Annotated in this window: 18 protein-coding genes; 11 read left to right on the top strand and 7 right to left on the bottom strand. The window is 68.0% G+C overall.

The genetic code is table 11. From position 1 onward, the window contains the following. The first annotated feature begins 23 nt into the window (after positions 1 to 23). The 4 genes from topA (at position 24) to proC (ending at position 5,295) form a co-directional block, all read left to right on the top strand. Positions 24 to 2,750: a type I DNA topoisomerase gene (gene topA, locus BACI349Y_RS04230; RefSeq protein WP_159630743.1), complete on the top strand. Its 2,727-nt coding sequence runs from the start codon at positions 24 to 26 to the stop codon at positions 2,748 to 2,750. Between the two features lie 52 nt (positions 2,751 to 2,802). After that, a complete protein-coding gene (locus tag BACI349Y_RS04235; protein ID WP_159630745.1) occupies positions 2,803 to 3,222 on the top strand; it encodes an SseB family protein in 420 nt (139 codons plus the stop codon). 7 nt (positions 3,223 to 3,229) lie between these two features. Next, positions 3,230 to 4,219 (top strand): Ppx/GppA phosphatase family protein, encoded by a 990-nt coding sequence (locus tag BACI349Y_RS04240; RefSeq protein ID WP_159630747.1) that lies wholly within the window; start codon positions 3,230 to 3,232, stop codon positions 4,217 to 4,219. 242 nt (positions 4,220 to 4,461) lie between these two features. Then, positions 4,462 to 5,295, top strand: a complete 834-nt coding sequence (gene proC, locus BACI349Y_RS04245; protein WP_159630749.1) for a pyrroline-5-carboxylate reductase — start codon at positions 4,462 to 4,464, stop codon at positions 5,293 to 5,295. A gap of 17 nt (positions 5,296 to 5,312) precedes the next feature. On the opposite strand, the gene BACI349Y_RS04250 is transcribed toward proC, so the two are convergent. Then, positions 5,313 to 5,999: a potassium channel family protein gene (locus BACI349Y_RS04250; RefSeq protein ID WP_026265713.1), complete on the bottom strand. Its 687-nt coding sequence runs from the start codon at positions 5,997 to 5,999 to the stop codon at positions 5,313 to 5,315. After that, positions 5,992 to 7,425 (bottom strand): TrkH family potassium uptake protein, encoded by a 1,434-nt coding sequence (locus BACI349Y_RS04255; RefSeq protein ID WP_159630751.1) that lies wholly within the window; start codon positions 7,423 to 7,425, stop codon positions 5,992 to 5,994. The genes BACI349Y_RS04250 and BACI349Y_RS04255 overlap by 8 nt, the downstream gene beginning before the upstream one ends. A 104-nt stretch (positions 7,426 to 7,529) precedes the next feature. Here BACI349Y_RS04255 and BACI349Y_RS04260 point away from each other — a divergent pair, with 104 nt between their 5' ends. Both BACI349Y_RS04260 and BACI349Y_RS04265 read left to right on the top strand, forming a co-directional pair. After that, positions 7,530 to 8,741: an acetoin utilization protein AcuC gene (locus BACI349Y_RS04260; RefSeq protein ID WP_159630753.1), complete on the top strand. Its 1,212-nt coding sequence runs from the start codon at positions 7,530 to 7,532 to the stop codon at positions 8,739 to 8,741. Between the two features lie 69 nt (positions 8,742 to 8,810). Beyond that, positions 8,811 to 9,458 (top strand): ArsR/SmtB family transcription factor, encoded by a 648-nt coding sequence (locus BACI349Y_RS04265; RefSeq protein ID WP_159630755.1) that lies wholly within the window; start codon positions 8,811 to 8,813, stop codon positions 9,456 to 9,458. A gap of 23 nt (positions 9,459 to 9,481) precedes the next feature. On the opposite strand, the gene BACI349Y_RS04270 is transcribed toward BACI349Y_RS04265, so the two are convergent. Continuing rightward, the gene (locus BACI349Y_RS04270; RefSeq protein WP_328699838.1) at positions 9,482 to 10,831 is read right to left on the bottom strand and encodes an alpha-hydroxy acid oxidase; all 1,350 of its coding nucleotides are present in this window, start codon (positions 10,829 to 10,831) and stop codon (positions 9,482 to 9,484) included. Between the two features lie 87 nt (positions 10,832 to 10,918). Beyond that, a complete protein-coding gene (locus BACI349Y_RS04275) occupies positions 10,919 to 11,953 on the bottom strand; it encodes a LacI family DNA-binding transcriptional regulator (protein WP_159630757.1) in 1,035 nt (344 codons plus the stop codon). A 355-nt stretch (positions 11,954 to 12,308) separates the two neighbouring features. Here BACI349Y_RS04275 and BACI349Y_RS04280 point away from each other — a divergent pair, with 355 nt between their 5' ends. Genes BACI349Y_RS04280 through BACI349Y_RS04300 form a run of 5 tightly spaced genes read left to right on the top strand, consistent with a single transcriptional unit; the run spans position 12,309 to position 18,225 of the window. Continuing rightward, complete coding sequence (locus BACI349Y_RS04280) at positions 12,309 to 13,766, top strand: Gfo/Idh/MocA family protein (RefSeq protein ID WP_159630759.1); 1,458 nt, start codon at positions 12,309 to 12,311, stop codon at positions 13,764 to 13,766. Positions 13,767 to 13,774: 8 nt separating this feature from the next. Next, the gene (locus tag BACI349Y_RS04285; protein WP_159630761.1) at positions 13,775 to 14,731 is read left to right on the top strand and encodes an NAD-dependent epimerase/dehydratase family protein; all 957 of its coding nucleotides are present in this window, start codon (positions 13,775 to 13,777) and stop codon (positions 14,729 to 14,731) included. Then, positions 14,728 to 15,633: a 5-dehydro-4-deoxyglucarate dehydratase gene (locus BACI349Y_RS04290; RefSeq protein WP_159630763.1), complete on the top strand. Its 906-nt coding sequence runs from the start codon at positions 14,728 to 14,730 to the stop codon at positions 15,631 to 15,633. The genes BACI349Y_RS04285 and BACI349Y_RS04290 overlap by 4 nt, the downstream gene beginning before the upstream one ends. Continuing rightward, positions 15,633 to 16,736 carry a mandelate racemase/muconate lactonizing enzyme family protein gene (locus BACI349Y_RS04295; protein WP_159630765.1) on the top strand — a complete coding sequence of 368 codons (1,104 nt, stop codon included), beginning with the start codon at positions 15,633 to 15,635 and terminating at the stop codon, positions 16,734 to 16,736. Before BACI349Y_RS04290 ends, BACI349Y_RS04295 begins: the two co-directional genes overlap by 1 nt. A gap of 37 nt (positions 16,737 to 16,773) precedes the next feature. After that, positions 16,774 to 18,225, top strand: coding sequence for an aldehyde dehydrogenase (NADP(+)) (locus tag BACI349Y_RS04300; protein ID WP_159630767.1), 1,452 nt, complete (start codon positions 16,774 to 16,776; stop codon positions 18,223 to 18,225). Between the two features lie 82 nt (positions 18,226 to 18,307). On the opposite strand, the gene BACI349Y_RS04305 is transcribed toward BACI349Y_RS04300, so the two are convergent. From BACI349Y_RS04305 to BACI349Y_RS04315, 3 genes are read right to left on the bottom strand one after another with little or no spacing between them, the layout of a single operon-like run. After that, positions 18,308 to 19,423 (bottom strand): M24 family metallopeptidase, encoded by a 1,116-nt coding sequence (locus tag BACI349Y_RS04305; protein ID WP_159630769.1) that lies wholly within the window; start codon positions 19,421 to 19,423, stop codon positions 18,308 to 18,310. Continuing rightward, positions 19,420 to 21,465, bottom strand: coding sequence for a DUF6807 family protein (locus tag BACI349Y_RS04310; RefSeq protein ID WP_159630771.1), 2,046 nt, complete (start codon positions 21,463 to 21,465; stop codon positions 19,420 to 19,422). Before BACI349Y_RS04310 ends, BACI349Y_RS04305 begins: the two co-directional genes overlap by 4 nt. Then, the gene (locus tag BACI349Y_RS04315; RefSeq protein WP_159630773.1) at positions 21,462 to 22,613 is read right to left on the bottom strand and encodes an acetylxylan esterase; all 1,152 of its coding nucleotides are present in this window, start codon (positions 22,611 to 22,613) and stop codon (positions 21,462 to 21,464) included. The genes BACI349Y_RS04310 and BACI349Y_RS04315 overlap by 4 nt, the downstream gene beginning before the upstream one ends. Positions 22,614 to 22,632: the final 19 nt, after the last annotated feature.

The following is a 22,632-nucleotide window of genomic DNA, read 5'->3' on the forward strand; positions in this document are numbered from 1 at the left end:
CAACCTTTTTCTGTAGGAGCACCGTGCCAAGCAAGGCCAAAACCGGCAAGAAACTCGTGATTGTGGAGTCTCCGGCCAAGAGCAAGACCATCGCCAAGTACCTCGGCGAGGGCTTCATCGTAGAGGCCTCCATTGGTCACATCCGGGACCTGCCGCAGCCGTCCGAGCTCCCTGCCGAGCTGAAGAAAACCTCCGTCGGCAAGTTCGCCGTCGACATTGAACACGACTTCAAGCCCTACTACGTGGTGTCCCCGGACAAGAAGAAAAAGGTCACCGAGCTCAAAGCCGCGCTCAAGGACGCCGACGAACTCTATCTCGCAACCGATGGGGACCGCGAGGGCGAGGCCATCGCGTGGCACCTGCTGGAAGTACTCAAGCCCAAGGTGCCCGTATACCGTATGACGTTCGGCGAGATCACCAAGGAAGCCATCCAGCGCGCCATGGGCAACCTGCGCGACGTGGACCAGGACCTGGTGGACGCCCAGGAAACCCGCCGCGTCCTGGACCGCCTCTACGGCTACGAAATCTCACCCGTCCTCTGGCGCAAGGTGGCCCGCGGCCTGTCCGCCGGACGCGTGCAGTCCGTGGTCACCCGCATGGTGGTGGACCGGGAACGCGAACGCATGGCCTTCAAGGCTGCCTCCTACTGGGACCTGACCGGCCAGTTCGGCGCCGAGTCCGGCTCGTTCAAGGCCAAGCTGGCCGCCGTGGACGGCGCCAAGGTGGCCACGGGCCGCGACTTCAACGACAACGGCGAGCTCACGTCCCGGAACGTGGCCCACCTCAACGAGGAACTGGCAACGTCCCTGGCGGCCGGCCTGCAGAACGCCGACTTCCGCGTCCGGTCGGTGGACACCAAGCCGTACACGCGCCGTCCCGCCGCGCCGTTCACCACCTCCACGCTGCAGCAGGAGGCCGGCCGCAAGCTGCGCTTCTCCTCCAAGAGCACCATGCAGATCGCCCAGCGGCTGTACGAAAACGGCTACATCACCTATATGCGTACGGACTCGTCCGCGTTGAGCGATGAGGCCATCACGGCAGCCCGCCGCCAGGCCTCCGAACTGTACGGCCCCGAATACATTCCGCAGTCGCCGCGCGTCTACTCCAATAAGGCCGCCAACGCCCAGGAAGCGCACGAGGCCATCCGCCCCGCCGGTGACTCCTTCCGCACGCCTGCCCAGGTCGCCAAGCAGCTCTCCGGCGACGAGTTCCGCCTGTACGAGCTCATCTGGAAGCGTACGGTCGCCTCCCAGATGGGCGACGCCAAGGGTTCAACGGCCACCATCCGCCTGGGTGCCGTCTCCGCAGATGGCCGGGACGCGGAATTCTCCGCCTCCGGCACCGTGATCACGTTCCCCGGCTTCCTCGCCGCCTACGAGGAAGGCAAGGACGAGACCCGCGGCGACGACGACTCCGACGAAGCACGCCGGCTGCCCAATGTGGCCAAGGATGACTCCCTGACGGCCGCGGACATTCAGGCCGTGGGCCACGAGACGTCCCCGCCGCCGCGCTACACGGAAGCATCGCTGACCGCGGAGCTGGAGAAGAAGGGCATCGGGCGCCCGTCCACCTATGCCTCCACCATCTCCACCATCCAGGACCGCGGCTACGTCCGGAAGCAGGGCTCGGCCCTGGTGCCCAGCTGGATCGCCTTCTCCGTCATCCGGCTCCTGGAGCAGCATTTCTCCGACTACGTGGATTACGAGTTCACCGCCGACATGGAAGGCGACCTGGACAAGATCGCCAACGGCCAGGAAGCCGGCGCCTCATGGCTGCGGCACTTCTACTTCGGCGAGGATTCCGATCCGGGCCTGCTGAGCATCGTCAACAACCTGGGCGAGATCGATGCCCGGGAAATCAACTCGATCCCGATCACCGACGAGATCACGCTCCGGGTGGGCAAGTTCGGCCCCTACCTGGAAAGCTCCGCCGCCGTGGTGGACCCGAAGACGGGCGAGATCGTGGAATCGGCGCGCGCCAACGTGCCCGAGGACCTGGCTCCGGATGAGCTGACCGCGGCCAAGGCCATCGAGCTGATGGAGACGGCGGCCCCGGAAGAACGCGTGCTCGGCGCCGATCCGCATACGGGACACACCGTAGTGGCCAAGAACGGCCGTTACGGCGCCTACGTCACCGAGATCATCCCTGAGATGACCGACGAGGAACTGGCCAACCAGCCGGTGGAGTACTACAAGAACGGCAAGCCCAAGCCGCCGAAAAAGCCCGTCAAGGCAAAGCCCCGCACGGGGTCGCTCTTCAAGTCGATGACCGTTGAGTCCGTCACCCTGGACGAGGCACTCCAGCTCATGAGCCTGCCCCGGGCACTGGGGGAGGACGCCGAAGGCAACCTCATCACGGTGCAGAATGGCCGGTTCGGGCCCTACCTGAAGAAGGGGACTGACTCCCGCTCCATTGGTTCCGAAGAGGAAATCTTCACCATCACCCTGGAACAGGCCCTGGAGATCTACTCACAGCCCAAGCAGCGCGGCGCCCGTGCCGCGGTGCCGCCGCTGGCGGAGTTCGGCCCGGACCCGGTATCCGAGAAGAACATCGTGGTGAAGGAGGGCCGGTTCGGGCCCTACATCACCGACGGCATCACCAACATCACGGTTCCCCGTGCCACCTCGCTGGAGGAACTCACCCGGGAACAGGCCGTGGAGTTGCTGGCAGAGAAGCGCGCCAAGGGCCCGGTCAAGCGGACCGCCACCCGCAAGGCGCCCGCGAAGAAGAAGGCAACGGCCAAGAAGTAGGCGTGTGGCCGGCGCGTTTGCGCCGGCCACCGTATCGTGATCGGCTAGGGGAATGACTGAACAGCCCGCGCACACGGATCTCCAGCCGCTCAACGACCTCGAGGAGAAGCTCGCCACCGGCGGACAGCCCGACGCCGACCCGGTGGACGTCATCCTGTCCTTCCTCAACAGCGAGGTCTACATCATCAGCTCGGACACGGTTGAGGGCATCGACTCCCAGGTGGAGCCCCTGGTCCTTGCCAACGCCGACGGCGACCCCGTCCTTGCCGTTTTCTCGCACCCCAGCCGGGTGGACCAGCAGTACCTGGAAGCCGCCCCCAACGTCCTGGGCACGCAGGGCGCTGCCATCATCGCCAATATCGGCGATGAGCTGGGCATGGTGATCAACCCCGGCGCAGCCTACGGTTTCGAGATCAACCCCGAGGGCGTTGCCAACATCCGGCGCGACTTCAAGCGCGCCGACGAGCAATAATGTCCCCATGCGTCTAGGCGTCCTCGACATTGGTTCCAATACTGTCCATCTGCTCCTGGTGGATGCCCACCCGGGCGCGCAGCCGGTCCCGTTCGCGTCCCATAAGCGGCCGCTGTCCCTGGTGCAGTACCTGGAACCGGATGGCAGCATCAGCGACGAGGGCCAGCACGAGCTGACCGAGTTCGTGCTGGAAGCCTGGGAATTCGCGGCCCGGCACAAGGCCGAGGACCTCCTGGCGTTCTGTACCTCGGCCATCCGCGAAGCCACCAACGGCCCAGCCGTCCTGGCCCGGGTCAAGCACGAAACCACGGTGACCCTCCAGGAGCTGACAGGCAGCGAGGAAGCGTCCATGACCTTCTTCGCTGTACGTCGCTGGCACGGGTGGGGAGCCGGTCCCATCCTGAACCTGGACATCGGCGGCGGCTCGTTTGAAATGGCGTTCGGCCAGGATGAACTTCCGGAAGTAGCCACCTCGGTGCCCCTGGGCGCCAGCCGGCTCACCAGGGACTGGCTCGCCGAGGATCCGCCGTCGGCCAAAAGCGTCAAGGAACTGCGGCGGTACATCAGGGCCACGCTCAAACCTGCCGTCCGCGAATTCGACGGCCTGGGCCGGGCCAACGTGGTGGCCGGAACCTCCAAGACCTTCCGCTCCCTGGCCCGCATCGCCGGTGCCGCCCCCAGCGCCGAAGGGCCGTACGTCAAGAGGGAACTGCACGCCTCCGACCTTGGCATCTGGACCCAGAGGATCTCGGCCATGAGTTCGGAAGACAGGCTGCACCTTCCCGGTGTTTCCGAGGCGCGCGCCCATCAGCTCCTTGCCGGCGCTTTGGTGGCCGAGGCAGCCTTGGAAGTGTTCAAGTTCAAGAAGCTCCGCATCTGCCCCTGGGCGCTCCGCGAAGGGCTCATCCTGCGGCGCCTGGACCAGCTGGTCTTTGCCGGACCCCTGGAGCCGGCGCCCCATGTTGCCGCTTCCCGGCCGGTGGACGCAGCAGTCTAGCCACAGGGGTCCAGCCTGCTTCGCAGCAGGTTCTTTAAAAGCGGAAGCACCGGGGCCGGCAACAGGAAAATGGGGGAAAACCTGCTGCCGTGCCACCGGTGCCCTTGGCAGGCATCCCCATGCCTGCCGCATCACTCGCACCCTCAATGAGGTAATAACTACGTTAGGACCCCAAGTTGTGTGCTGCCTGCGCTGAAGATGGGAGTTGCCTGTGAATGCCTCGCAACTGCAATGATGGAGGCATGAGCAACCGAATCGCATTCCTTGGCTGTGGATCCATGAACGAAGCCATTCTTGGCGGCCTGCTGGAGGCGGGGAAGGACCCGGGGGATGTGGTGGCCACGGTCCGCCGCGCCGGTCGCGCCGCGGAACTGGCCGAGCGGTACCACGGGATCACCGCCATCGCCGGCGAGGAAGAACCTGACAACAACAAACAGGCCGCCAAGGGATCTGCCGTAGTCATCCTTGGCGTCAAGCCCGTGGGCATCGCGGACCTGGCAAAGGAAATCAGCCCGGCCCTTTCGCCCGACACCGTGGTGGTCAGTGTGGCTGCGGCCGTGTCCATCGCCCAGCTGGAGGCTGCACTCCCCGCGGGGCAGCCGGTGATCCGGACCATGCCCAACACCCCCGCGAAGCTGGGCCGCGGCGTCGTCTCGGTTTCGCCGGGCACGCACTGCACTCCGGAACAACTCCAGATGGTCAAAGACATGCTGCAGGGCGCAGGAACCGTGGTTGAGGTCCCCGAGGAGCAGGTGGATGCACTCTCGGCCATCAGCGGCTCCGGTCCTGCCTACGCGTTCTACCTTGCCGAGGCCATGGCGTCCGCAGGGGAAGAGCTGGGCCTGGACCGGGAGTTGTCCCTCCTGCTGGCGCGCGAAACAGTGGCCGGCGCCGGCCTCATGCTGGCCGAGCCCGGGGCAGATCCCGCAGCGCTGCGCAAGGCCGTCACCAGCCCCAACGGCACCACCGAACGCGCCATTGCCACCTTTGACGAACAGGGCATCCCCGCGATCATTGCCGCCGGCGCCCGCGCCGCCGCCGACCGGGCAGCGGAGATCACCAGGCAGCTCGGCTGATTCCCAGGCGTGGCCGGCTACGGCCGGGCCGCGAACCTCTCCAGCAGGTCCACGTGGCCGGAGACGATGAGCATGTCCCGGGAGGACACCTTGGTCTCGGGCCGGGCGTACGTGAAGTCCTCACCCGGGGACTTCACGCCCACGATGGTCACTCCGTACTTGGAGCGGACCTTTGACTCGTCCAGGGTGAAGCCCACGGTCTCGCGCGGCGGGTACATCTTCACGATGGCAAAGTCGTCGTCGAACTCGATGAAGTCCAGCATGCGCCCGGAGACCAGGTGCGCGGCGCGGACTCCGGCATCGGCCTCGGGGTAGATGACGTGGTTCGCGCCGATCCGGGTCAGGATCTTGCCGTGCGACGGAGTGATGGCCTTGACCCAGAGGTGCTCGATGCCCAGGTCCACCAGGTTCACGGTAATCAGTACCGAGGACTCAATGGAGGTGCCCACGCCCACGACGGCGGAGCTGAACTCCTGGGCGCCCAGCTGGCGGAGTGCATCGATGTTGGTGGCATCAGCCTCCACCACATGGGTCAGGAGGGGTGCCCATTTCTGCACCAGGTTCCGGTCCCGTTCAATGGCGAGCACTTCCCGGCCCTGCTTGACCAACTGCTCCGCGGTGGATGACCCGAAGCGGCCCAGCCCGATGACCAGTACCGGAGCATTGTGGGCGGGGCGCCGGGGGGCGTCTGTGGAACTAGCCAATGATCGGCCTCTCTTCGGGGTAGTGGTACAGCTGGCTGCGCTGGCGCAGGGCCAGTGCAGCGGCGAGGGTCACGGTGCCCACGCGGCCGGCGAACATGAGGGCTGTCAGGACGTAGACGCCCTCGGGCGGAACCTCCGCGCTGAGGCCGGTGCTCAGGCCCACCGTGGCGAAGGCCGAAATCGTCTCAAACAGTACCCGGTCCAGTGATGCGCCGCTGAACTGCAGGAGCAGGAAGGCGGAGACGGAAACAAGCGTGGCGCCGGCAACGATCACGGAAATGGCCACCCGCATGGTGCCCTGCGGGATGGTCCGGCCGTACACCTTAACGTCGGCGTCGCCGCGGGCTTCGGCAACGATGGCCAGGAACATCACGGCGATGGTGGTCACCTTGATGCCGCCCGCCGTCGACGCCGACCCGCCGCCTGCGAACATCAGCGCGTCAGTCAACAGCTTGGTTGTGGATTCCATGTGATTCTGGTCCACCAGGTTGAATCCACCCGAACGCGTCATGACCGAGGCAAAAAGGGAATGGGTGATCTTGTCGCCGATGGCCATGGGCCCGATGGTCCGGGCGTTGTCCCACTCCATCAGGGCCCACAGCAGTGTGCCCGCGGCAAGCAGGATGAGGGAGACCTGGATGGTGAGCTTGGTGTGGAGGTTCCACTTCTTCCAGTTCAGGCCGTTCTGCTGCAGGACCATCACCACCGGGAACCCCAGGCTGCCCAGGAAGACCCCCACCATGAGGGGGATCAGGATCCACAGGTCCGTCTCGTAGGGCACGATGCCGTCCGAGTGCGGCGTGAAGCCGGCGTTGTTGAACGACGAAATGGAATAGAAGACGCCGTGCCAGACAGACTGCCAGAACGGTTCGCCCAGGGTGAGGAACCGCGGGACCAGGGCGAGCGCCAGGATGCCCTCGATGACTACGGAAGTGGTGATGACGATCCGCAGCAGCGTGCCCACTTCGCCCAGGCGGCCGGCGTTGTTCATGGATTCCGCGGCAATGATCTTGCCGCGCACACCCAGCCGCTTGCTCACCATGAGCGCCAGCAGCGATGCCAGCGTCAACGTGCCCAAGCCGCCGATGAAGATGCCCACCAGGATCACCAGTTGGCCAAAGAAGGACCAGTGGATCGCCGTCGAAACCACCGTGAGCCCCGTGACGCACACGGCTGAGACGGCCGTGAACAGCGCCTGGTGGATGGGGGTGGGTGTTCCGTCAGCCGACGATACGGGCAGGGACAGCAGGAAGGTGAATACCGTGCACACAGCGGCGAACGCGGTCAGTGCCAGCCGTGCGGGGGAGGTGTTGGCGATGTCGTCAATGAAGTCGCGCAGCCGCGTGAAGATCCAGAGGCCCTCCCGCTCCTGCGCCGGGGGGTGCCAGGGGGCCGGAGTCCGGGGCCTCGACTGGCTTTGCGTCATGTGTGGGTTTTCCTCGGTTGAAACGGCTTCCTTCAGTAGTAAACCACTAAAGCCCGCGCCATGGCCGGGCCGGCGGCAGCGCGGGCTCGGGTAGCCTGTGATTGATGACATACCTGCCCGGACTCAGCCAGCCCGCGCCGCCAACGATGGTGGCGTGGAGTCCTGACATGACAGCTTACAACTTTGGGCCCGGCCACCCCATGGCGCCCGAGCGTATGGACCTGACCGCGCGCCTGTCCCGCAGCCTGGGGCTCTTCGACCTGGACCACGTTGACCTTGCAGCCCCGGAGGTCGCATCGGACGCGGAACTGGAGTCCGTCCACTCCGCTGATTACGTTGCAGCAGTCCGCCGGGTCAGTACGGACCCTTCCCGGCCGGACGAGTCGCGCGGGCTGGGAACCGAGGACGATCCGGCATTCGCGGGCATGCACGAGGCCGCGGCGCGCCTGGCCGGCGGTTCGCTGCTGGCGGCCCAGCGCGTGCTGGATGGTTCGGCTGTCCACGCGGTGAACTTCGGCGGCGGCATGCACCACGCCGCCCGGGAGCGCGCCAGCGGATTCTGCATCTACAACGACGCCGCCCTTGCCGTGCAGAAACTGCTCGACGGCGGGGTGGGCAAGGTGGCCTATATCGACGTCGACGCGCACCACGGCGACGGCACTCAGAACATCTTCTGGGACGATCCCCGGGTCCTCACGATCTCGCTGCACGAGACGGGGCTGACCCTCTTTCCCGGCACGGGCTTCGCCAACGAGGTGGGCGGCCCCGCGGCGGAGGGGACGGCTGTGAACGTCGCCCTGCCTGCAGGAACTTCCGACGCCGGCTGGCTGCGCGCCTTCTACGCCGTGGTGCCGCAACTGGTGGGTGCCTTCGAACCCGGGGTGATCGTGAGCCAGCACGGCTGCGACTCGCACCGCAGCGATCCCCTCACGCACCTCAACCTCAGCGTGGACGGCCAGCGCGAGGCAGCGAACGCCGTCGGGCACTTGGCCGAAAGGTACTGCGGCGGCCGCTGGATCGCTACCGGCGGCGGAGGCTACAACGTACTGGATGTGGTGCCACGGGCCTGGAGCCACCTGGTGGCCATCGCCGCGGGGCGGCCGGTACCGCTGCGGACCCCCGTGCCGGCGGACTGGCGGCAGTACGTGATGGAGAAGTTCGGCAGGGAAGCGCCCGCCCTGATGGGGGATGACGTGGAGCTCTGGTGGCGGTCCTGGGAGGTGGGCTTCGACCCCAATGACGCCGTGGACCGCACCGTCATGGCCACCCGCAAGGCGGTGTTCCCGCTGCACGGACTGGATCCCTGGTTCGACTAGTCAAGCCGGAACTTCGCGCCGCCGAAATAGTTGATGCCTTTAGACGTATATGTCGCTAGGGTGGGAGGCATGGTGACAGACGACGTATTTGCCGTCATAGCGGAATCCACCCGGCGGGACATCCTGGTGGCCCTTCGGGCAGGAGACAAAGCCGTGGGGGAACTGGTGGAGGAACTGGCGGCGAGCCAGCCCACCATTTCCAAGCACCTGAAAGTCCTCCGTGAAGCGCAGCTGGTCAGCATGCGGGCGCAGGGCCAGAAGCGGTACTACGCCTTGAACCGGGGACCGCTGGAAGGCATCGCCAGCTGGCTGGAAACGTTCGACGTCGGCACCGGCGGCAGCGCCGCCGCCGCACCGTCCGGCGCGGACCAGTCAGCAGCAGTCCCGTCAGCAGCCGCGCAGGCAGAGGCCGCCCCGGAAGTCCCCGCCCACCTGCAGGAGGGCGTTGCCGCTGCGGCCGCTTCGTTGCCGCCGGCCCCCAGGACGGTGCAGCCGGCGGCGTCGCAGAAACCCCGGGAAGAGGTCCCCGCGCCCCTGCTGGTGCGGGAAGGCGCCGAGCTGAGCCCCGCCGTCGTGATTCCTGGCGGGACAGCCGCCCCGCTGAGCGACGACACCGTTCCGCAGCAGATCGGACGCACCGTTGGCCGGGCGGCCACCAAGGCGGCCGACCTGCTGGCCAGCCTCCCCAACCTGCCGAAATTCGGACGCAAGAAGTAGGGCCCGGCCGGAAGAAGCAGGGCCTACCTGGCCAGCAGCCGCACGTGCTCCGGGGTGAGCTCGGAAGCGCGGCTGACACCCAGGAGGGCCATGGTGCGGGCCATGTCCTTTTCCAGGATCTGCAGGGTCCGGTCCACGCCTGCGCGGCCGCCGGCCATCAGTCCGTAAAGGTAGGCGCGGCCGATCAGCGTGAAGTCGGCGCCCAGGGCCAGCGCCGCCACGATGTCCGCGCCGCTCATGATCCCGGTGTCCAGCATGATGGCCGCCGTGGCGTTGTCCGCAGCGAAGGCCTGCTTGACCTCGGGGAGCAGGTGGAACGGGATGGGGGCCCGGTCCAGCTGGCGTCCACCGTGGTTGGACAGGATGATGCCATCGGCGCCGTGATCCACCACGCGGCGGGCGTCCTCCACCGTCTGGATGCCCTTGACAACCAGCTTGCCCTTCCAGGTTTCCCGCAGCCAGTCCAGGTCCCCGAAGGTCAGGGTGGGATCGAACATCGAGTTGATCAGGTCCGCCACCGTGCCGGTGTAGCGGGACAGTGAGGCGAACGTCAGGGGCTCATGGGTCAGGAAGTTGAACCACCAGGCCGGCCGGTAGGAGGCGTCCAGGACGGTCTTGAGCGTCAGCGCCGGCGGGATGGTCATGCCGTTGCGGACGTCCCGGAGCCGGGCACCGGCCACGGCGGTGTCAACCGTGACCATGAGGGTGTCGTTGCCTGCCCTGGCAGCGCGTTCGATCAGTTCCAGCGAGCGGTCCCGGTCCGTCCACAGGTACAGCTGGAACCAGTTGCGGCCGTTGGGCGCGGCGGCGGCCACATCCTCGATGGAGGCGGTGCCCATGGTGGACAGCGTGTAGGGAATGCCGGCGGCTTCCGCGGCCTGGGAGCCGGCGTACTCGCCCTCGGACTGCATCATCCGGGTGAAGCCGGTGGGGGCGATGCCGACCGGCAGCCGCGACGGCTTGCCCAGGATCTCGGTGCTGAGGTCGATGCTGGAGACGTTCCGCAGGATGCCCGGACGGAACTCGATGTCCAGGAAAGCCTGGCGGGCGCGGCGGAGGGTGATTTCCTCTTCGGCGGCACCGTCCGTGTAGTCGAAGGGCGCCTTCGGGGTGCGGCGTTTGGCGATGTCGCGGAGTTCCCAAATGGTGCTGGCCCGCTGCAGCCGGGCAGCCTTGCTGAATCCGGGCTTCTTGAACTGCATCAGGGGCGCCAGGTCCGAGTACTTGGGGACGCGGCGCTTGAGTGCTGGAGGCACCAAACCGGGAAGGGCAGCCGACGACGCAGCCTTGGCAGGTGCCGGGGCTGCGGGGACGTCCGTGGCCTCCGGAGCCGGGGTAGCCTCCGGGTTGTTGGGCTGGATGGTGTGGGTCATGGCTCCTCCTATGGTCCAAAAGCTTCGCCGGTGGCAGTTCGCGGCGGTGCGGGCCGTCAGGACTTCCGGCAGGGGTTATTTCACGGCTCAGCCGTGGACCGTGCTGCGCGGCGCCTTTGCCGGTCCCGTGCTGGCCCGGACTTCCAGGCGCGGCTGGTAGCGGCCGCCGGGGGTGTCGTTCCCTTCCTTGCGGATCAGCGCCCGGAGCTGGTGCCATGCCTGCTCGCCCAGCTCGGTGATGGGGACGGCGCCGGTGGTGAGCGCCGGCGTCGTATATCTGGCAAAGGGGATGTCATCGAAGCCCGTCACCGAGATGTCGCCGGGGACGTCCAGGCCCCGCTCATGGAGGCCGCTCATCAGGCCCATGGCCACCAGGTCATTGAAGGCCAGGATTCCGGTGGCCCCGCTGGCCAGGACGGCATCCACGGCCCCATGTCCGGTGTCGAAGTCCGATCCGCCCTCCAGCATGGTGACGTCCACTTCGGGGTGGGCTGCCTTGAATGTCTCCAGGCCTTTGAGCCGCATCTCATTGGAGGCGCTGCGGGGCGGGCCGGCCAGGAAGGCCAGGCGGGTGTGGCCGAGTTCCACCAGGTGTTCGGCGATGTCCTGGACGCCCTGGCCGTAGTCCACCACCAGGCTGGGGACTCCCGGCGCCGTGGTGGTGCGGTTGATCAGCACCAGCGGGTGGAGTGAGGGTGCAATCTCCTCGAGTTCCGCGTCAGTCATGCGCGGGGCGCAGAGGACCAGCCCGTCGCAGCGCCGCCGCGCTTCACCCGCCAGGATGGATTCCTCACTGGACACTTCAAACGAGTCTGCAATGAGGACCCGGTAGCCGTCCTGCGCAGCGGCCCGGCTCAGGCCGCGGAGGATCGCCTGGAACGTGGGGTTGGCCAGGTCCGGGACCACGATGCCGATGGTGTCCGTCTTGCCCAGCGCCAGGCTGCGGCCCACCGGGTTGGGCTGGTACTTCAGCTCTGCGGCTGCCGCCCGGACCCTGGCCGCGATGTCCGGGTCCACGGTGAAGTTGCCGTTCATGACACGCGAAACGGTGGCGTGGGAGACTCCCGCCTTGACGGCGACATCCGCGATGCCGATCCGGCCGCTTGCCGATTTCCTGGCCATAGGGAACCCTTCGTTTGCGCCGTCGGCCGGCGCCCCCCGGGACTGCTTGGCGTCCAGGGGCTCCGGCCTTCATGGCAGGTGCTTTGGAAGACAGCATATACGGGAGTGGGAAACCGATTTCTATCCTTTTCCCGGCCGTTTTCCCGGCGGCGCTGCCGGTGCTGCATGTGGAAGGCCGGGAAACCGCTTTCTTCCTTTTCTGGAAGTGGTTGACGGATCTGCCGACGGGTTGATAAAACTCTTATAGAGCAATGAGAAAACGCTTTCTCAGCCCTCCGCCACGGTGCAGCACAGTACCGCTGCCGGAACACCGCCGCCCCACCGCGGGACATGAGCTTTTTCGAAAGGGACCCCAATGGTCAACACAGCCGAGACCACGTCGGCCGCAGCTGCTTCAGAGACCGGCAGAGCCGCCGGCGCTGAGACCGCTGCCGCTGCAGGCACCGCCGCCCGGAAGGGCGGGAAAGCCCGGATTGCCCTGATCGGCACCGGCGGCCGTTCCGAGATGTACATCCGTGCCATCTACGGCAAGCACGCGGACACCGCCGAGCTGGTGGCTTTCTCGGACGTGAACCCCGGACGCGTGGAGTTCTACCAGAAGCTCATCCAGGAACTGGGCGCGCCCGGACCGGTGGCGTCGTTCGACCCTGCCCAGCTCACCGGTTTCGTCCAGGCGAACAACATCGACCGCATCATCGTCACCACGCCGGACTACACGCACGCCGACTACATCGTGGAAGGGCTCCGGGCCGGTGCGGACGTCGTCGTCGAAAAGCCCCTGACCATTGACGCCGAAAGCTGCCGCCGCATCGTCCACGCCGTCCACGAGACCGGCCGCAACGTGGTGGTCACCTTCAACTACCGCTACTCGCCACGCAACAGCGCGCTGAAGGAAATCATCCAGAGCGGCGTGATCGGCAAGGTCACCTCCGTCGACTTCAGCTGGGTCCTGGACACCGTGCACGGCGCGGACTACTTCCGCCGCTGGCACCGCGAAAAGAAGAACTCCGGCGGCCTCCTCATCCACAAGGCCTCCCACCACTTCGACCTGGTCAACTGGTGGATCGACGACGTGCCGGAGCGGGTCTTCGCCTCTGGTGGGCTGAAGTTCTATGGCGACAAGAACGCTGCCGAGCGCGGGCTTGGACCCCGCCCCGAACGCGGAACGCCCGACGCCGATGCCCCCACTGCGGATAAGGACCCCTTTGCGCTGGACCTGAGGGAAGATGAACGGCTCAAAGCGCTGTTCCTGGACAACGAGCACTACGACGGCTACCGCCGCGACCAGGATGTCTTCACCGGTGGCATCACCATCGAGGACAACCTGGCACTGGTGGTGGAATACCAGGGCGGACCGCGGCTGAGCTACTCGCTGAATGCCCACAGCCCCTGGGAGGGCTACCGGGTCGCGGTCAACGGAACCGAGGGCCGCGCCGAGCTTGAAGTGGTGGAACGTGCCGCCGTCCGGCACAGCACCGACCAGAAGACCGTGGTGGACCCGAGCGCAACGCCGGTTGAGGAAGAGGACGCAGTCCGCCGCAACGGCGAGCGCCTGGTGGTCCAACGCCACTGGGACGCTGCCTATGAGGTGCCCATCATCAACGGCGAGGGCGGCCACGGCGGCGGCGACGAACTGCTGCTTTCCGACCTCTTCAACGGTCCGGGCGAAGACCCGCTGGGCCGCCCCTCCGGCTACCTGGACGGGCTGCGCTCTGTGTCCGTGGGCATCGCCGGGAACCGGTCCCTGGAGACGTCGCTGCCCGTACGGGTCGAGGACCTGGACCTCGGCGTCGATCTCCGCCGCGGGAAGTAGGGAAGACCATGAGGATCTTTGTCACCGGCGGCTCCGGCCGCCTGGGCCGCAGCGTGGTGGCCGGGCTGGCCCAGGCCGGCCACCACGTCATCTCGGTGGACCGCGAGGCCGTGCCCGCGGAACTGCTGCCGCCCGGCGTCGTGCAGGAAACCGCCGACCTTCTTGCCCCGGGTGAGGCGTTGCGGCTGATAGGGGCGTCAAGGCCCGACGCCGTCATCCACCTTGCAGCGATCGCCGTACCGTTCAGTGCGCCCGAGGACGTCATCTTCGCCACCAACACCCGGCTCGCCTTCGCCGTCATCAGTGCGGCGACGGAGCTGGGCGTCCCCAAGGTGGTGACGGCCAGCAGCCCCACCGTCCTTGGTTACGGCTGCCCGGCCGGCTGGCTGCCGCCGTCGTTCCCGCTGGACGAGCGCACGCCGCCAAAGCCCTGGAACGCCTACGCGCTGTCCAAGCACATTGCTGAACAAACCGTGCAGATGTTCGCCGCCGCTCAGGGGGAGAAGATCCGCTATGCAGCGTTCCGGCCCTGCTTTGTGATCTCGCCGGAAGAATGGGAAGGCGCCCCGACGCAGCAGGGGCACACCCTCGCCGAACGGCTTGCCGACCCCGCCCTCTCCGCGCCGGCCCTGTTCAACTATGTGGATGCGCGGGACGTTGCGGACTTCCTGGACGTGCTGCTGCAGAAGATGGAAGGCATTCCCAACGGGGAAACCTTCTTCGTGGGGGCAGCTGACGCGCTCGCAACGGCGCCACTCGCGGAGCTGATGCCCGCTTTCCTTCCGGGAAGTGACGCGCTGAGCTCCGGCCTGACCGGCACCAGCGCCGCATTTTCCATAGCCAAGGCCCGGGAGCTGCTGGGCTGGCAGCCCAGGCGCAGCTGGCGCACCGAACTGAAGCCCACCCTCAACGACGAGGCCACCGCCCTGGTTACCGCCGGCGGCGGAGGCAAGGAGACACCATGAAATTCGACGGCGTACTGTTCTTCCCTGTCACCCCGTTCACGGCCGAAGGCGCCGTTGACGTGGAAATGCTCAAGGAACACATCGACTCCCGGCTTCCCTTCAGACCCGGCGGCGTGTTCCCCGCCTGCGGCACCGGCGAATTCCATGCCCTCAGCATCGACGAGGTCCGCACCGTGGTGGCGGCTGCCGTGGAGGTTGTCGCCGGAAAAGTCCCCGTGGTGGCCGGTGCCGGCGGGCCCTTGGGCCACGCCCTCGCCGCCGCCCGCGCCGCCGAGGAGGCCGGCGCCGACGCCCTCCTGGTACTTCCGCCCTACCTGGTGACCGGACCCACCGAGGGGCTGGTGGCGTACATCGAGGCCGTGGCGGATGCCAGCAGCCTGCCGGTCATCGTCTACCACCGCGGCAACGCCAGGTTCACCGCCGCGTCCATGGCCAAGCTCGCTGCCAATCCGAAGGTCATCGGCTTCAAGGATGGCCTGGGAGATGTGGGCCTGGCCCAGGAGATCGTGTCCGCTGTCAGGGCCTCCGGCCGGGAAGACTTCGCATTCTTCAACGGCCTGCTCACCGCCGAGCTGACGCAGGGCGCTTACCGCGGGCTGGGCATCCCGCTGTATTCCTCGGCCGCGTTTGCCATGGCCCCGGAAATCGCCAAGGCCTACTACGACGCCTACGTCTCCGGGGACGAGGACCGGCGCAACGCCTTGCTCGAGGGCTTTTACGCACCCCTGGTACGCCTCCGCGACCAGACGCCCGGGTTCGGCGTTTCCCTGATCAAGGCCGGCCTGCGGCTGGGTGGACTTCCCGTCGGGTCCGTCCGGCCGCCGCTGGTGGATCCCAGCGCGGAGCAGTTGGTGGAGCTCAAGGCCATCCTCGCCAGGGGCTACGAGCTGGCCGGCCGCTGATGAGCGCACCGGCGGCGGAAACCGTCCGCACCGTTCCCCGTATCACCGGACTGTCCACCAGGCTCCTCACCGTTCCGCTGCGCCGCAGCTGGGGTGTGGAGGCGCCGGAGAACCACGTCATCGCCACCGAGCTTCACACGGACGACGGCGGCACGGGCTTTGGCTTCTCCTGGACACCTACCATCGGTCCCCAGGCAGTCAAGGCACTGCTGGACTGCGACATAGCACCTTTTGTCACCGGCCTTCCGGCTGCGCCGGAGCCGGTGTGGGACGCGCTGTGGAAGCGGCTGCACGAGGCCGGTGGCGGGGGACTCACCACCATCGCGATGGCAGGCGTGGACCTGGCCCTCTGGGATGCGCAGGCGCGCAGTGCCGGCACCTCGGTGACCGGCTTCGTCGGCCAGCGGCAGGACTCGGTGGAGGTGTACGGCTCCGGGGTGAACCTGCACTACACGCTGGAGGAGCTCGTGGCACAGACCGAACGCTGGGTCGCCGCAGGCCACCGAGCCGTGAAAATCAAGGTGGGCAAGCCGGACCTCCGTGAGGACGCAGAACGGGTTGCCGCCGTCCGCACCGTGCTGGGCCCGGACCGCCGGCTCATGATCGATGCGAACCAGCGGTGGGACCTGCCCACCACCCTCCGCGCCCTGGACGTCCTCGCCGGGTACGGGCTGGACTGGCTGGAGGAACCCCTCCGCGCGGACGACCTCTGGGCCTACCGGAGGCTCCGGAAACAATCGCCGGTGCCCATAGCCCTGGGCGAAAACCTGCACACCATCTACCGGTTCCGCGATTTCATCGAGGCGGAGGCGGTGGACATCATCCAGCCCAACATCATCAGGGTGGGTGGCATCACCCCGTTCCGGCGGATCGTGGAGCTGGCACGGACCCACAGCATCAAGGTCATGCCGCACCTGCTGCCGGAACTGTCCGGGCAGCTGGCCCTGACCCTGGCGGAGCCCACCATGGTGGAGGACGTCGAGGAGGCATCCTTCGAACAGCTTGGCCTCCTGGCCGGCCCGTCACCGGTCCGGTTCAATAACAGCAGGCTGGCGACGGTGGACCGGCAGGGGCTGGGACTCCGCTTCCGGGAGGCGCTGTGACCACTACTTTCCGAACGACGACGAACAGGTACCTGACGTGACAACTGCAACCCTTTCCCTGTCCGAGCTCACCGCTGCCGCCACGGAAGCGGCCAGGACCTCCGCCGCGGCGACCGACGCCGAACGCGCCGGTTGGCTGAACGCGGTAGCGGACGCCCTGGATGCCAACGCCGTCGAGCTGGTGGACATTGCGGACGCCGAGACCAGCCTGGGGGTGCCGCGCCTTACGGGGGAGGTGGCCCGGACCACGGGGCAGCTGCGCCTGTTCGCCCGCGTGATCACCGAGGGCTCCTACCTGGAGGCCATCATCGACCACGCGGATCCGTCAGCCACCCCGCCAAAGCCGGACCTCCGCCGGATCCTCAAGCCCATCGGCCCCGTTGCCGTCTTCTCTGCGTCGAACTTCCCGTTCGCCTTCTCCGTGGCCGGCGGAGACACCGCCTCAGCCCTCGCCGTCGGCTGCCCCGTGATCGTCAAGGCGCACTCCGGGCACCTGCGCCTGTCGGAACGCACCGCTGAAATCGTGTCCGGGGCCCTGCGCGGCGTCGGTGCCCCCGAGGGCCTGTTCGCGCTGGTCAGCGGCCGCGAGGTGGGCACAGCCCTGGTCCAGGACCCCGCCATCAAGGCCGTGGGCTTCACCGGCTCCATCCCCGGCGGCCGTGCCCTGTTCGACCTTGCCACCTCACGCCCCCACCCCATCCCGTTCTACGGGGAACTGGGCAGCCTGAACCCCGTGGTCATCACCGCGGCAGCCCTGCAGGCCCGCTCCTCCGAACTTGCCGCGGGGCTGGCCGGCTCCTTCACCCTGGGCGCGGGCCAGTTCTGCACCAAGCCGGGCGTCGTATTCATCCCTGCCGGGACGGGGTTCGCAGCACCCGTTGCGGAGGCGAGCAAGGATAAGCCGGCCCACGGCATGCTCACCAGCCGCATCGCCGAGGCCTACCCGGACGGCCTGCGCAGCTTTGCGTCGGTGGAGGGCGTGGACGTGGTGGGCGGCAGCGTGGACCAGGATGCTGCGGCCAACGGTGCGGCGCCGGTGGTCTTCTCCACCACTGCCGCAAAGGTGCTGGAACGCCCGGAGCAGCTCCTGGAGGAGTGCTTCGGCCCCACCACCATGCTGATCGAGTATGCGGACCAGGAGGAACTGTCCGCCGTCCTGGCCAAGGTGCCGGGCAGCCTGACCGCCACACTCCATGCCCAGCCCGGCGAGGACATCGCGGCCCTGGTGGAGCAGCTCGCCGGACTCGCCGGACGGGTCCTGTTCGAAGGCTGGCCCACGGGCGTTGCCGTCAACTGGGCCCAGCAGCACGGCGGACCGTACCCGGCCACAACCTCGCTGTTCACGTCCGTGGGCGCCACGGCGGTCCGCAGGTTCCAGCGCCCGGTGGCCTACCAGGACGCCCCGGAAGAAGTGCTGCACCCGGCCTTGCGGGAGGCCAACCCCCTGCGCGTCCCGCGCCGCGTGGACGGCGAACTGCGGCTTCCCTAGGCCCAGGAACCCGTAAGCCCAACCACCAACGGAAAACCCCGGGACCTCGGTCCCGGGGTTTTCTGTGTGCCTGGCGGCCTGCCTACAGCTGCAGGGTGAGGGGCCGGTCCAGGCCGTTCACCGTGGCTGCCGGCCAGCGCGGGTCCACGGTGAGGACGTGAAGCCCGGACTCCGTGAGCTGCACGGTGTCCTCGATCTTGACGCCGGGCCCGGACGGGTTCCAGGTGAAGGCCTGGTCCAGCACCACGGCGTCGGAGACATCTGTGGTGACCCGGGGGTCGCGTCCTGCATAACCGGCAGGACCACCCTGGTGGTGTTGCTCCCACTGCTCCGCCCCGAAACCGTGCCGCACGTAGGCGGACTGGATCTCCCCAAAGATCCTGTCCAGCCGCGCCCCCGGAACCGTGGCGTCGAAAATGTCCGCTTCCACTGCGGCGATGCGGGCCTCGGCGTCGCGCTCTTCCGGGGTGCCGGCGTCGAACCTTACCCAGCGGGTGATGTTGGCAACCAGGCCGTCCCGGCGGGCACACACGACCGCCATGGCGCGCCGGCCGAGGGGTGCGTGCGTCGGCAGCGGATGCCGGAAGCCACTGCGGGAACTGCCGTTGCACAGCAGTACCAGCGGTTCGGCGCCGGCCGCCACCACGCGGGCGGCCAGCGCCGAGGCCAGGCCGAATTCCGTGGTGTCCGGACGGGCGGCGGACAGGACGTCCGTCATGATGCCGGCCAGCTCGGCGCCAAGCAGCGAGTACCGGGCACTCTCCGCCGGGAGGAGCTGCTGGCGCGCCGCCCGCAGCTGCGCAGCGACATCGCCTTCGACCAGGGGTGGCCGGGAACCAGTGCCAAGCGCGGCGGCGGCCTGGTGGAGGTTGGCGTGCCAGGGAACCGTGTGCAGGTTGACCCCCAGCGGGAGCTCCTCTGCGGCGATGCGGCCGGCTTCGTTGTTGAACGTCACCAGGTGGTCGCCGTCCCGGTCCACCAGCACGGCGGCGATCGGATCGCCGGCCAGACTGATGTGGACCCGGCTGCCGTCCAGGTACCAGGTCAACGCGGTATTGGTGGTGAGGAGCAGCGAATCGCGCCCGGCGGCGTCCAGGATGTCCACCACCCGTTGGCGCTTGACGGCGCGGTCCGCCGGTGACCCGGGAGCCAGGCGTGCCTCCTGCGGGGGAGCGGCTGCGGTTGTTGTCTGGGTCATGACGGGTCCCCCTGGTGGTTGATCAGTGCTTCGATATCCGCTGTGGCCAGGTTGCCGTCGGCCACAAAAACGGTGACGCTCCGCCGGACTTGCCCGCCTGGTTGGGCGATGACGGGCGCGTCCCATGCCAGCGACTGGCCTACGCCCGGGTAGCCCTCCACGCGGACGAACCACGGATCCGTGCAGCTTTCCGGGGCCACGAACACCAGGGTGGCCGGGCCGCCGTCGAACGTTCCCGACCACGCAAGCCAGCGCGTGACGCTGCCGTGGGTCTCCGCCTCGCCGCTGCCGTCGGGCGTCCAGACCGTGGCTGCGTCGCAGGCCGGCAGGCGCCAGAAGAAGCCGCCGTAGCCGCCTTCAAAGCGGCCATTGGAGCCCGGGCTGCCCAGGCTGACAGGAGTACTGCCGGCAGGGGACAGCGCGAAGTCAAGGGACAGGCGCCAGGTGGAGGGTGCGACGCCGGACCACGTCCAGGAGCGTTCCTCCAGGAGGATCGGGGCGCCGTCCGGGCCGTTCCAGCTCAGGGTTTCCTGGAGCGTGCCCCCGTGCCCGCCGGCGGCATCGGTCTGCTGTACGGCCGTGGCGCTGATGGTGCCGTGGTCCGGGCGCCAGACGTACGCTCCGGCCTCCCGGGTATAGGTGCGGCCGCCCCAGAAGTTGACGCCGTCCACGTCCTGCAGGGCCACGCCGGCACCAAGGTGCCATACGTGGTCCAGCGGCTGGTGGTCCGTCACCACGGTGCCGCCCAGGGTCATGACGGGGTGCAGGTAGGGCCGCGGGGAGGAGACCGCGCGGATGTGGCTGCCGTCCTGGCAGTCCGCCACCGGCCGTCCGTCCACGGTCATTGTGCAGACGGGCGGAATGGCTCGCGCCCACGGGGCACCGAGCTCGGCGAACGTTGCCTGCGCTTTGACGGCCCGTCCGATGAGGTCGCTGATGCCGTGGACCACGGGGTGGGCGTCGTCGCCCGCGCCTTCCCAGGAAATGGATCCGGGGTCGATCGGGGCGGGCGCGGGGGAGGTGCGGATGGCTTCGAGGACGGCGGTAAAGGCGCCGGTGTCCTGCAGCGCGGACAGGAGCGGCGCCCCGGTGGCGCGGGCGTCCAGCAGGTTCTCCAGGAGGTCGGTGCGACCATATGTCTCGCGGCGTTCGCCATCGGCAGCGGTGATGACCACCTCGTCTTTTGTGTAGGAAAGCGTGATGTCGCCCAGGGTTCCGTGGACGGTCACGGTGGGGTCCAGCTGTTCGGGGGCGCAGAGGGTCAGGGCGCACAGCACCGTGGCTCCGTTGGCCGTGCGGATGCGGAGTACGGACGTGTCGTCGCTTTCGGTCCCGTGGGCCCGGTACAGGTCTGTTTCCACGGAGGCCACATCTGCAAGGGTGCGGGCGCCGGCGACATGGAGTGCAGTGGCAACGGCGTGGGCCAGCGCATTTGTTGCCACGCCGTCCACCACATCGGTGCCGTCCAGGCTGCGCTTCCCGGCCCAGCGCGAGCGCTTGAAATACGCCTTGGTCCGCAGCCATTGGCCGGTGGCGCTGATGCCCAGGACGGTGCCGATATCCCCGGCAGCCACCATCTCCGTGATGGCAGGCAACGCGTGGGACCCCAGGCTCTGGAAACCAACCTGGACCAGCCGCCCATTTTTCCGGGCTGCGGCAAGGACCTCTTCAAACTGTGCCAGGGAGGCCACCGGCGGCTTCTCGACGTAGACGTCCATCCCGGCTTCCAGCGCGGTTATCGCCAGCGGGGCATGGGTCTGGATGGGCGTGGCAATGATGACGACGTCGGCCCCCGGCCGGGCGGCAAGCAGTCCATCCAGGTGGGGGAACACAGCCACCGGGGCGGCGAGGGTGCCGGCTTGCGGCGGGTTGGGATCGGCGACGGCCACCAGTTCCAGGGCGCCGGCCTGTTCGAGCCGGGACAGGTTGGCAAGGTGGCGCTCGCCGAAGCCGTGCACGCCCACCAGGGCTACCCGCGGGACGGCTGGGGAAGCGGCCTGCTGCTGCGGCTGGTCCGCGGCGGCGGAGTGCTGTGTGGTCATAACGGTCCTTGGGATGTGTTGTAGGTGGGCCGGAGGGCCAGGGTGTGGGCCAGGAATTCGAGTGCTTCGTCCTGCATGGGCCCAGTGAAGATATGCCCCCCGGGCCAAAGGGCGCCTGTGTACTTGTCCGTACCGGCGTGCAGGGATTCCAGCAGGTGGTGCGCCTGGCGCATCCCGTCCTCCGGGAAGAGCTCATCCGCCAGGGCGTATTGCACCAGGAACCGGGCGGCCGCTGACCGGCCGGTAAGCTCCGGCCAATCGCCCAGCCTCCACAGCCCGGGGGTCTGCAGCAGCCACGAGTGCGCATCCAGGTAGGCGGGGAGGAGGGACTCGAAGGTGGTCATCATGCAGGTCACCACTACGGCCCGGATTCGGGGACTGAGGGCTGCCAGGGCCAGCGACCGGCCACCTCCGCCCGAGAACCCGATGCAGCCCAGGTTCTCCGGGTCGACCCCGGGCAGGGCTGCCAGGATTTCCAGGGCTGCGAGGTCGTCGTACGCCACCATACCGGCCAGGCTGGTGCCCAGCAGGCCTGCGGCCTTGGCCACGGTGTCCTCGTGGAAGCCGGCGGCGGCATTGTATTGGTCCGCGTCGGTGGGTACGACGCCGTCCTCCCGCCACTGCGCCTGCCTCGCCGCCGCTGCGGCGGCGGTCCGCCACGGCGGCGTTGAGAGGTCGAATTTGCGGCTGCCCCAGGCGAAGGTGTCGTGGGCCAGCACTGCGAAACCGCGGCGGGCGATGTCCGTGGCCAGGGCCCGCCCGTCATAGAGCCCGGCACGGGCGGCGGCCGCCGACGGGTGGCTTTCCGGGAGGTCCACCAGCCGGTCCGCGCCGCCGAACTTGTTGCCGCCATGGCAGTGGAGAGCCAGGACGCCCGGCAGGGGACCAGGACGTCCAGCCGGCCGCACCAGCCAGCCCGTGGTCCGTGGCCCGAAACCCAACTGCCAGCTGAGCTGGGAGGTGGTGGCGCCGTCGTACGTTTCCTCCCAGTGCACCGTGACCTCCGGCAGTGCGCCCGCGCCCGGTACGCCCAGCGCGTCCGAAAGCTCCTGCGCCGCGGCGGTTGGGGCCTGATGGCGCGGGTTGTTTCTTACGTAGGCCGGCCAGTCGTTATAGCCCGCGATGGCGCTGGGCCGTGCTGGAGTCATGTGGCCGGCTCCTTTCGGT

The organism is Arthrobacter sp. 8AJ, assembly GCF_902506025.1.
Taxonomy (GTDB): Bacteria; Actinomycetota; Actinomycetes; order Actinomycetales; family Micrococcaceae; genus Arthrobacter.